7 protein-coding genes are annotated in these 10,485 nt (G+C 61.2%); 2 read left to right on the forward strand and 5 right to left on the reverse strand.

What is annotated here, in order from left to right; all coding sequences use genetic code 11:
- Positions 1-103: 103 nt before the first annotated feature.
- The 4 genes from QMX91_RS24900 to secA all read right to left on the reverse strand — a co-directional run bounded on the left by QMX91_RS24900 (position 104) and on the right by secA (position 5,933).
- On the reverse strand, positions 104-1,048 hold the full coding sequence (locus QMX91_RS24900) for a Nudix family hydrolase (RefSeq protein ID WP_098965280.1): 945 nt from the start codon (positions 1,046-1,048) through the stop codon (positions 104-106).
- Positions 1,045-1,677: a glutathione S-transferase family protein gene (locus tag QMX91_RS24905; protein ID WP_115989033.1), complete on the reverse strand. Its 633-nt coding sequence runs from the start codon at positions 1,675-1,677 to the stop codon at positions 1,045-1,047. The genes QMX91_RS24900 and QMX91_RS24905 overlap by 4 nt, the downstream gene beginning before the upstream one ends.
- A 180-nt stretch (positions 1,678-1,857) precedes the next feature.
- The gene (gene argJ, locus QMX91_RS24910; RefSeq protein ID WP_282413531.1) at positions 1,858-3,075 is read right to left on the reverse strand and encodes a bifunctional glutamate N-acetyltransferase/amino-acid acetyltransferase ArgJ; all 1,218 of its coding nucleotides are present in this window, start codon (positions 3,073-3,075) and stop codon (positions 1,858-1,860) included.
- A 122-nt stretch (positions 3,076-3,197) separates the two neighbouring features.
- The gene (gene secA, locus QMX91_RS24915; protein ID WP_027612522.1) at positions 3,198-5,933 is read right to left on the reverse strand and encodes a preprotein translocase subunit SecA; all 2,736 of its coding nucleotides are present in this window, start codon (positions 5,931-5,933) and stop codon (positions 3,198-3,200) included.
- A gap of 307 nt (positions 5,934-6,240) precedes the next feature.
- On the opposite strand from secA, the gene QMX91_RS24920 reads away from it, so the two are divergent.
- Positions 6,241-6,696 carry a DciA family protein gene (locus QMX91_RS24920; RefSeq protein WP_096795098.1) on the forward strand — a complete coding sequence of 152 codons (456 nt, stop codon included), beginning with the start codon at positions 6,241-6,243 and terminating at the stop codon, positions 6,694-6,696.
- Positions 6,697-6,823: 127 nt separating this feature from the next.
- Here QMX91_RS24920 and QMX91_RS24925 read toward each other — a convergent pair whose 3' ends face one another.
- On the reverse strand, positions 6,824-8,311 hold the full coding sequence (locus tag QMX91_RS24925) for a helicase HerA-like domain-containing protein (protein WP_210558825.1): 1,488 nt from the start codon (positions 8,309-8,311) through the stop codon (positions 6,824-6,826).
- Between the two features lie 186 nt (positions 8,312-8,497).
- On the opposite strand from QMX91_RS24925, the gene QMX91_RS24930 reads away from it, so the two are divergent.
- Positions 8,498-10,387: a methyl-accepting chemotaxis protein gene (locus QMX91_RS24930; RefSeq protein WP_027612519.1), complete on the forward strand. Its 1,890-nt coding sequence runs from the start codon at positions 8,498-8,500 to the stop codon at positions 10,385-10,387.
- Positions 10,388-10,485: the final 98 nt, after the last annotated feature.

Here is a 10,485-nt window from a genome sequence, read left to right on the forward strand (position 1 = left end):
CGAGCAAGCCCGCTCCCACAGTTGATTGCATTCATCCAGTTGGAATGCAGTCAACTGTGGGAGCGGGCTTGCTCGCGAAGAGGCCAGCAGCCTCACAACATAATCAAGCTTCTGGCCAGAATGCGCGAATCCCCGCCACACCCTGCGCCCCGACACTCCATGCCTTCTCGCGCTCCGCCGGGCCAACCCCGCCGAGCAAGAACACTGGCTTGCCAAAGCCCTCGATCAACGCCGCAGCCTGCTCCCAGCCCAACGGCTGCGCATCCGGATGGGTCAAGGTTGGTTGAACCGGCGACAGGGTGACGAAATCCACGCCCATCTGCTCGGCCAGCGCCAGTTCTTCAGCGTTATGGCAGGACGCCGCCAACCAGCGCTCGGCCGGCAACGGTCGCCCTGCTGCGGCGTATTTGCGCAGTTGCGCGGCGGTGATGTGCCAACCGGCCGACGGGAAATCGCCGAGCCATTCGAACGGCCCCTTGATCATCAACTGCGCCTTGCCGGCACACAGACCGGCTGCATCCACCGCCAGATCGCGGTATTTGGGGTCATAGCCGTTCGGCGCGCGCAACTGGATCAGTTTGATCCCGCCGGCAATCGCCTTCTGAATGCCGCGCAGCAAGGCCGGGGCTTCCAGATCGTCCGGGGTGATCAGGTATTCGCCGGGCAGACGCGCCGCGGCCACGATCGGCTGATTGGCCGCCGGGAACTCGTAGTTCAGCAGATCCTTGGCGGTCACCCAGGCCAGTGGCTGACCTTCGGCACCGTGCGGCTCACCGGTGAACTGAGACACTTCCCAGACATCCAGCAGTACCTGCTTGTCCGGGTAATCGTGGCGCACCTTGATCAGTGGACGAGCGGCGCCAACGACAATGCCCAGCTCTTCCTGCAGCTCGCGCGCCAAGGCGCTTTCGACCGATTCGTCAGCCTCGACCTTGCCGCCGGGAAATTCCCACAGGCCGCCCTGATGCTGGGTGTCGGCACGGCGGGCGATGAGGATTTTGCCGCTGTCGTCACGAATGACGGCAGCCGCGACGTGTACGCGTTTCACGGATTCAACTCCTCCAGTCCAGCCTTCTGCCACGCCTTGAAGGCGGGCCATTGGTAGACGGTTTCAACATAGGCTTCATCAACCGTCGGCAACTGCACCTGGTAAGTCCGCAGGCGCACGGCAATCGGGGCGAAGAACGCGTCAGCCAGGCTCACCCGGCCAAACAGATACGGCCCAGGCTCCGTGGCGGCAGCACGGCATTCAGCCCACAGCGCGAGCATGCGTTCGATATCGACCTTTACTTCCGGCGGCACCGGGTTGAGCGGTGCGTCGTGGCTCAGGTTGAACGGCATGTGATTGCGCATGGCGAAAAAACCACTGTGCATCTGCGCGCAGGCGGATCGCGCCTGGGCACGGGCAAACAGGTCGGTTGGCCAGAGCTGTTCGGACGGGAACTGCTCGGCCAGGTATTCGGCGATCGCCAGAGAGTCGGCGATGGTGCCGCGAGAGGTTTGCAGCAATGGCACCTTGGCGGTCGGCGAATGCTTGAGCAGCTTCTCGCGGGTGTCGGGCTTGCCGAGTTTGATCAGTTCTTCGCTGTAGGGTGCGCCGGTCAGCTCCAGCGCCAGGGCAGCGCGCAGGGACCAGGAGGAAAGCAGTTTGTCGCCGATGATCAGGTGCAGGGACATGGTGTGGCGCCTTTTCGTCAGTGGAAAGCTTCAAGACTTAGAGTGACTGGGCCGACGCTTTCGCGGGCAAGCCCGCTCCCACAGTAGTTTCGGTCGTGCACAAATGTCGTGCACACCACAGAACCCTGTGGGAGCGGGCTTGCCAGCGAAGAGGCCGGCAGCCCACCCTCACCCTTTGGATCAGGTGCGGTACTCGGCGTTGATCTTCACGTACTCATGCGACAGATCGGTGGTCCAGATGGTTTCGCTGCAATCGCCGCGACCCAGTTCGATACGGATGGTGATTTCTTCCTGCTGCATCACCGCCGAACCCTGCGCTTCAGTGTAGGTCGTTGCGCGCGCGCCACGGCTGGCGATGCACACGTCGCCGAGGAACACGTCGATCTTGCTCACATCCAGATTCGGCACGCCGGCACGGCCGACAGCGGCCAGAATACGGCCCCAGTTCGGGTCGGAAGCAAACAGCGCGGTCTTGATCAGCGGCGAGTGGGCCACGGTATAGCCGACGTCGAGGCATTCCTGATGATTGCCGCCGCCGTTGACTTCAACGGTGACGAACTTGGTCGCGCCTTCGCCGTCACGCACGATGGCCTGGGCCACGTCCATGCACACTTCGAACACCGCCTGTTTCAGCTTGTTGAACAGCTCGCCTTCGGCACGGGTGATTTCCGGCAGTGCAGCCTTGCCGGTGGCAATCAGCATGCAGCAGTCGTTGGTCGAGGTATCGCCGTCGATGGTGATGCGGTTGAACGACTTGTTCGCGCCGTCGAGCATCAGGTTGTGCAGCACGTCGCGGGAGACTTTGGCGTCGGTGGCGATGTAGCCGAGCATGGTCGCCATGTTCGGGCGGATCATGCCTGCGCCTTTGCTGATACCGGTGACGGTGATGGTCACGCCGTCATGCTGGAACTGGCGGCTGGCACCCTTGGGCAGGGTGTCGGTGGTCATGATGCCGGTGGCGGCGGCTGCCCAGTTGTTTTCCGACAGATCATCCAGCGCCGCTTGCAGCGCGCCTTCGATCTTCTCGACCGGCAGCGGCTCACCGATCACGCCGGTGGAGTACGGCAGGATCTGGCTGGCATCGACACCGGTCAGCTCGGCCAGTTTCGCCGTGGTGCGCTCGGCAGCCGCCAGGCCCGGCTCACCGGTACCGGCGTTGGCATTGCCGGTGTTGGTCAGCAGGTAACGCACGTCGTTGTGCACGCGTTTTTTCGCCAGGATCACCGGCGCGGCGCAAAAGGCGTTCAACGTGAACACACCGGCCACGGTCGAACCTTCGGCGCAGCGCATCACTACCACATCCTTGCGCCCAGGGCGCTTGATGCCGGCCGAGGCAATACCGAGTTCAAAACCGGCAACCGGGTGCAACGTTGGCAAAGGACCAAGACCAACAGCCATGAATGCGCTCCTTACTCAATGATGTCAGCACCGCTCAGAGGGATGGCGGTGGTGTAAATGGCAAAACGCCGCGACGGCAGGAGCCGGTCGCGGCGCGGGTATTTCAGCGATTGAAACGGGGGTTACTGGATCTGCCCGTGGCAATGCTTGAATTTCTTGCCCGAACCGCAGTAGCACAGTTCGTTGCGACCCAGCTTCTGCTCGTTGCGCACCGGCGCGGTGGCGAGGGCGACATCGACCTCTTCACCCAATACTTCCGGCTGCTCCAGACCAGGGGCCTCGGCGTGTTCGAACTGCATGCGCGCGGCCAGTGCTTCGGCTTCCTCACGCAGGCGTTGCTCTTCGGCTTCCGGATCTTCGCGGCGCACCTGAACGTGCGACAGCACACGGATCGAGTCGCGCTTGATCGAATCCAGCAGCTCGGAGAACAGCGTGAACGACTCGCGCTTGTATTCCTGCTTCGGGTTCTTCTGGGCGTAGCCACGCAGGTGGATGCCGTGACGCAGGTGATCCATGGTCGACAGGTGGTCTTTCCACAGGTCGTCCAGCACGCGCAGAACGATTTGTTTCTCGAACGAGCGCAGTGCTTCGGCACCGGCCTGATCTTCTTTCTCGTTGTACGCCGCCATCAGCTCGACCATCAGCTTCTCGCGCAGGGTCTCTTCGTACAGGTGATCGTCTTCGTCGAGCCATTGCTGGATCGGCAGTTTCACCCCGAAGTCGCTGGCAATCGACGCTTCCAGACCGGCCACGTCCCACTGCTCTGGCAGCGATTGCGGCGGAATGTGCGCGCTGACGGTGGCGTTGAGCACGTCCTGACGGAAATCGGCGATGGTTTCACCGATGTTGTCGGCGGCCAGCAACGTATTACGCATGTGATAGATCACTTTACGCTGTTCGTTGTTGACGTCGTCGAACTCGAGCAGTTGCTTGCGGATGTCGAAGTTGCGACCTTCCACCTTGCGCTGCGCCTTCTCGATCGCGTTGGTCACCATGCGGTGCTCGATCGCTTCGCCCGGCTGCATGCCCAGGGCTTTCATGAAGTTCTTCACCCGATCGGAGGCGAAGATGCGCATCAGGCTGTCTTCCAGCGACAGGTAGAAGCGGCTGGAACCGGCATCACCCTGACGACCGGCACGGCCACGCAACTGGTTGTCGATACGACGGGATTCGTGACGCTCGGAGGCGATCACCTGCAGACCGCCGGACTCCAGCACCTGCTGGTGACGCTTCTGCCAGTCGGCCTTGATCTGGGCGATCTGCTCGGGGCTCGGGTTTTCCAGCGCCGCGACTTCCACTTCCCAGTTACCGCCCAACAGGATGTCGGTACCACGACCGGCCATGTTGGTGGCGATGGTCAGGGCGCCCGGACGACCGGCTTGCGCGATGATCTCGGCTTCTTTTTCGTGGAACTTGGCGTTCAGCACCTTGTGTTCGATGCCTTCCTTGTTGAGCAGGTTGGACACATGCTCGGAAGTTTCGATGGTCGCGGTGCCCACCAGGATCGGACGGCCCTGGGCCATGCCTTCCTTGATGTCGTTGATGATCGCCGCGTATTTCTCTTCGGCGGTCAGGAACACCAGGTCGTTGAAATCTTTACGCGCCAACGGTTTGTTCGGCGGAATCACCATGACCTGCAGGCCGTAGATCTGGTGGAATTCGAACGCTTCGGTGTCGGCGGTACCGGTCATGCCGGACAGCTTGGTGTACAGACGGAAGTAGTTCTGGAACGTGGTCGAAGCCAGAGTCTGGCTCTCGGCCTGGATGTTCAGACCTTCCTTGGCTTCGATGGCCTGGTGCAGGCCTTCGGACAGACGACGACCCGGCATGGTGCGGCCGGTGTGTTCGTCGACCAGTACGACCTGACCGTCCTGCACGATGTATTCGACGTTGCGGTGGAACAGCTTGTGCGCACGCAGACCCGAGTAGACGTGGGTCAGCAGGCCCAGGTTATGCGCCGAGTAAAGGCTCTCACCTTCGGCCAGCAAGCCGACGCCGGTGAGCATTTCTTCGATGTACTGGTGACCGGCTTCGTTGAGTTCGACCTGACGGGTCTTCTCGTCGATGGTGTAGTGACCGGCCTTGGTGACCTGGCCTTCGACTTCTTCGACGTGCAGTTCCAGCTGCGGGATCAGCTTGTTGATCTCCATGTACAGCTTGGAACTGTCCTCGGCCTGACCGGAAATGATCAGCGGGGTACGGGCTTCGTCGATGAGGATGGAGTCGACTTCGTCGATCACGGCAAAATTGAGTTCGCGCTGGAATTTCTCTTCCATGCTGAACGCCATGTTGTCGCGCAGGTAGTCGAACCCGAATTCGTTGTTGGTACCGTAGGTGATGTCGGCAGCGTAGGCGGCGCGCTTCTCTTCCGGCGGCTGGAACGGCGTCACGACGCCGACGGTCAGGCCGAGGAATTCATACAGCGGGCGCATCCAGTTGGCGTCACGGCGGGCCAGGTAGTCGTTCACGGTTACAACGTGCACGCCCTTGCCGGACAGCGCGTTGAGGTAAACGCCCAGGGTCGCTACGAGGGTTTTACCCTCACCGGTACGCATTTCGGCAATCATGCCTTCATGCAAGGTCATGCCGCCGATCAACTGGACGTCGAAGTGGCGCATGCCCATGACGCGCTTGCCGGCTTCACGGGCGACCGCAAAGGCTTCAGGCAACAGCTTGTCGAGGGATTCCCCTTTGGCGATACGGGCCTTGAACTCATTGGTCTTGGCGCGCAATTGATCGTCCGAAAGGGCCACCATTTGCTCTTCGAAGGCATTGACGAGCTGCACCGTCTTGAGCATGCGTTTGACTTCACGCTCGTTCTTGCTTCCAAAAAGTTTCTTTAACAAAGGCGCAAACATATCGGCAGGATCTTCCACACTAAAGGGATGGAGGGCGGCCCCGTGAGTCGCCCGTGCAGCCCTCATGGCCGCATGCGAACGAGCATTCTACCCGGAAACGGTGGTGAGGAAAGTGGCGATATTCCACGATGCTGGCACTGCGCTTTGACGGGGCTCACTTAAAATAAGGGCGTTTTGCTCAACTTCAACCCATCAAGGCAAGAAGTTAGTTGTTGATTTAATGGGTAAAGCAGGGACAAAAGCAATGGGCGAGTGGTTCCGTTGCTTTCTGCTAACATGGCGCTTCTGTTACTTCAGGTGTTCGATCATGGCGTTTCGCCCCCTTACAGCCAGAGCGCCCGCCGTTCTGCTACGCGAAGCCAAGCCGCTCAAAGCCATTCTTGGTCATGCCCAACGCCTCGCTCATCTGCAACGCCTGCTTGAAAGCCAGCTGCAACCCGCCGCTCGCGCGCACTGTCATGTGGCCAAGTGGCGTGAAGGTGAACTGTCGCTGGTGGTCACCGACGGCCATTGGGCCACACGCCTGCGCTACCAGCAAAAACGCCTGCAACGGCAACTGCAGCTGTTCGAAGAGTTCGCCAACCTGACGCGAATCAAATTCAGCGTGCGACCACCAATCGTCCAGCCTGGGGCTGTCGGGCACACGATGGACCTGTCGAGCAATGCGGCGGCGACCATTCAGTCCACGGCCGACGGGATCAGCGATCCCGCTCTGCGTGCGGCACTTGAGCGCCTGGCGGCACACGCCAAAGACAAATCCTGATCTCAATCCAGAAAACTGCCACTTATCTAATGTGGGAGCGGGCTTGCTCGCGAAGGTGTCCTTTCAGTCAACATTATTGTTGACTGGCAGACCGCTTTCGCGAGCAAGCCCGCTCCCACAGTTTGGATCAACGCCGTTTGCTGCCACCGAGCAACGACCCCATCAAGCCGCGCACCAGTTGTTTACCCAGATTGTTCGCGGCCTGACGCATCGCCGATTTCAACGCCTGCCCCGCCGCCGTGCCCAGAAACTCTCCGGCACGATCAGCCAGGCTCGGCTCTTCGGCTGCCGGCTTACCCGCAGGCGCATCCGCCTCCGGCGCCAGATCCTTGCGGCCCATCAGGATTTCATACGCCGACTCACGATCGATCGGTTTGTCATATCGGCCCTTGAACGGCGACCCGGCGATCAGCATCGTGCGTTCGGTTTCGCTCAACGGCCCGATCCGCGACTGTGGCGGCGCCACCAGCACCCGCTGGACCATCTCCGGCGTGCCTTTTTCCTGCAGCGTCCCGACCAGTGCTTCACCGATGCCCAGCTCGGTCAGTACCGACAAGGTGTCGAACGCCGGATTCGGCCGGAAGCCATCGGCTACCGCTCGCAGGGATTTCTGTTCCTTGGCAGTGAACGCACGCAAGCCGTGCTGAATCCGCAGGCCAAGTTGCGCGAGCACGTCATCCGGCAGGTCGCCCGGCGACTGGGTGACGAAATACACGCCGACACCTTTCGAGCGGATCAGCCGCACCACCTGTTCCAAACGCTCCTGCAACGCCTTGGGCGTATCGCCGAACAACAAATGCGCTTCATCGAAGAACAGCGCCAGCAGCGGTTTGTCGGCATCGCCGCGCTCCGGCAATTGCTCGAACAGCTCGGCCAGCAGCCACAGCAGGAACGTCGCGTAGACCTTCGGTGCCTCATGCACCAGACGGCTGGCATCGAGCAAATGAATCCGCCCACGACCATCGGCGGCCGGTTGCAGAATGTCTTCGAGTTGCAGCGCCGGTTCGCCGAACAACGCTTCAGCGCCCTGCTGCTCCAGGGTCGCCAGCCGGCGCAACAGTGCCTGGCTGGAACCGGTGGTCATCAGCGCGGCGTCTTCGCCCAACAGTTGCGGGTTGTCCTTGAGGTGATTGAGCAGCGCCTTGAGATCTTTCAGATCCAGCAGTAACAGGCCTTCACGGTCGGCCACTTTAAAGGCTGCGTACAGCGCCGACTGCTGGCTGTCGGTCAGTTCCAGCAGGCTGCCGATCAGCAGCGGGCCCATTTCACTCAAAGTCGTGCGCAACGGATGACCGGATTTCCCGTGAATATCCCACAGCGTCACCGGATAAGCCTGCGGTTTGTGGTCGAGCCAGGGCATCCCGGCGATGCGCTCGGCGACTTTGCCCTGCGGATTGCCAGCAGCGCCCAGGCCGCACAGGTCGCCTTTGATGTCGGCGGCGAATACCGCGACCCCGGCGTCACTGAATGCTTCGGCAAGGCGTTGCAAAGTCACGGTCTTGCCGGTCCCGGTCGCACCGGCGATCAGCCCGTGGCGGTTGGCCAGGCGCATGGCCTGAGCAATCGGTTGCCCCGCCAGATCGGCGCCGATAACGAGTTGCGATGTGTCAGGCATTTTGTCACCTATGGTTAATCTTTAATCCGCTGTGGCCGATAGATAAGGGCGAGAACCTGACTGAAAAGTCGGTCGGACATTTCCCTAAGGAGAGTCGGAAATATCAGTTTGTTTCACCCTTGCCCATATTGCGCGTCTTTATAAAAGCACGCCCAGGACATTAAGACCTTAGCGGAACCCCAAGCCATGAACAAAAACCTGCGCTTCAGCCATAAAATTTTGCTTGCCGCCGCCCTCATCGTCATCGCCGCTTTCGCCTCGTTCACGCTGTACAACGACTGGCTGCAACGCAACGCGATCCGCGATGACCTGAACAACTATCTCAACGAGATGGGCGAAGTCACCGCCGATAACATCCAGACCTGGCTCAACGGGCGCATTCTGCTGGTCGAGAACGCCGCCCAGAATATTGCCATCAATCCGGACCCGGCCAACGTCGCCAGCCTGCTGGAACAGAAATCCCTGACCTCGACGTTTATGGCCACTTACCTGGGCGATGCCACCGGTCACTTCACCATCCGTCCGGACGTGAAGATGCCGGACGGTTTCGATCCTCGGGTGCGCCCTTGGTATAAAGGGGCCGAGAGCAGCAGCGCGTCGACCCTGACCGAACCGTACATCGACGCCGCCACCGGCCAGTTGATCATCTCCATCGCCACCGCCTCGAAAAAGGCCGGTCAGAGCGTCGGCGTGGTGGGCGGCGACCTGAGCCTGCAAACCCTGGTCGACACCCTTACTGCGCGAGACTTCTCCGGCATGGGCTACGCGTTCCTGGTCAGCGCCGACGGCAAGATCCTCGTGCACCCGGACAAGGCACTGGTGATGAAATCACTCAAAGAAGCCTATCCGCAGGACACCCCGCGCATCAGCAGCGACTTCAGTGAAATCACCGTCGATGGCAAGACCCGCATCGTCAGCTTCGCGCCGATCAAAGGCCTGCCGTCGGTCAACTGGTACATCGGGCTGTCGGTGGACAAGGACAAAGCCTTCTCGATGCTCAGTGAGTTCCGCACCTCGGCGGTGATTGCCACGGTGATTGCGGTGGTGATCATCATCGCGTTGCTGGGCATGCTGATTCGCCTGCTGATCCAGCCACTGCACGTCATGACCCGCGCCATGGAAGACATCGCCGACGGCGAAGGCGACCTGACCAAGCGCCTGACCATCGTCAATAACGATGAGTTTGGCGTGCTGGGTACCGCATTCAACCGTTTCGTCGAGCGTATTCACGGCTCGATCCGCGAAGTGTCGTCGGCCACCGGCCAGGTCAACGAGGTTGCGCTGCGCGTGGTCGCGGCGTCCAACTCGTCGATGTACAACTCCGACCAGCAAGCCTCGCGCACCAGCAGCGTCGCCGCCGCGATCAATCAACTGGGCGCCGCCGCCCAGGAAATCGCCCGCAACGCCGCGCAAGCCTCGAACCAGGCCAGTGACGCCCGCGGCCTCGCCGAAGACGGCCAGCAAGTGGTGGATCGCAGCATCAAGGCGATGAATCAACTGTCGAGCATGCTCAGCGCCTCCAGCAGCAACATCGAGTCGCTGAACAGCAAAACCGTGAACATCGGGCAGATCCTCGAAGTGATCACCAGCATCTCCCAGCAGACCAATCTGCTGGCGCTCAATGCCGCCATCGAAGCGGCGCGTGCCGGTGAGGCCGGACGCGGTTTTGCCGTGGTCGCCGACGAAGTGCGCAACCTGGCGCACCGCACTCAGGAATCGGCGCAGCAGGTGCAAACCATGATCGAGGAGCTGCAAGTCGGCGCCCGTGAATCGGTGAGCACCATGAGCGACAGCCAGCGCCACAGCCAGGACAGCGTGGAAATCGCCAACCTCGCCGGCGAACGCCTCAACAGCGTGACCCAGCGTATCGGCGAAATCGACGGGATGAACCAGTCGGTGGCAACAGCGACCGAGGAGCAGACCGCGGTGGTGGAATCCATCAACGTCGACATCACCGAGATCAATACGCTGAACCAGGAAGGCGTCGAGAACCTGCAGGCGACGTTGCGCGCCTGTTCGGATCTGGAGCAGCAGGCTTCGCGCCTGAAGCAGCTGGTCGGCAGTTTCCGCATCTAAGGCGCTGCCACTGGCCTATTCGCGAGCAAGCCCGCTCCCACATGGGATCTGTGTCGTTTGCAGATCCCTGTGGGAGACGGCTTGCGCGCGAAGGCAAC

Origin of the sequence: Pseudomonas sp. PS01299 (assembly GCF_029960145.1) — a bacterium.
GTDB lineage: Bacteria > Pseudomonadota > Gammaproteobacteria > Pseudomonadales > Pseudomonadaceae > Aquipseudomonas > Aquipseudomonas putida_A.

Excerpts from the sequence above, each read along its gene's own strand:
- QMX91_RS24905 (WP_115989033.1), bottom strand. The coding sequence starts at position 1,677 with ATGTCCCTGCACCTGATCATCGGCGACAAACTGCTTTCCTCCTGGTCC.
- argJ (WP_282413531.1), bottom strand. The coding sequence starts at position 3,075 with ATGGCTGTTGGTCTTGGTCCTTTGCCAACGTTGCACCCGGTTGCCGGT.
- secA (WP_027612522.1), bottom strand. The coding sequence starts at position 5,933 with ATGTTTGCGCCTTTGTTAAAGAAACTTTTTGGAAGCAAGAACGAGCGT.
- QMX91_RS24920 (WP_096795098.1), top strand. The coding sequence starts at position 6,241 with ATGGCGTTTCGCCCCCTTACAGCCAGAGCGCCCGCCGTTCTGCTACGC.
- QMX91_RS24925 (WP_210558825.1), bottom strand. The coding sequence starts at position 8,311 with ATGCCTGACACATCGCAACTCGTTATCGGCGCCGATCTGGCGGGGCAA.
- QMX91_RS24930 (WP_027612519.1), top strand. The coding sequence starts at position 8,498 with ATGAACAAAAACCTGCGCTTCAGCCATAAAATTTTGCTTGCCGCCGCC.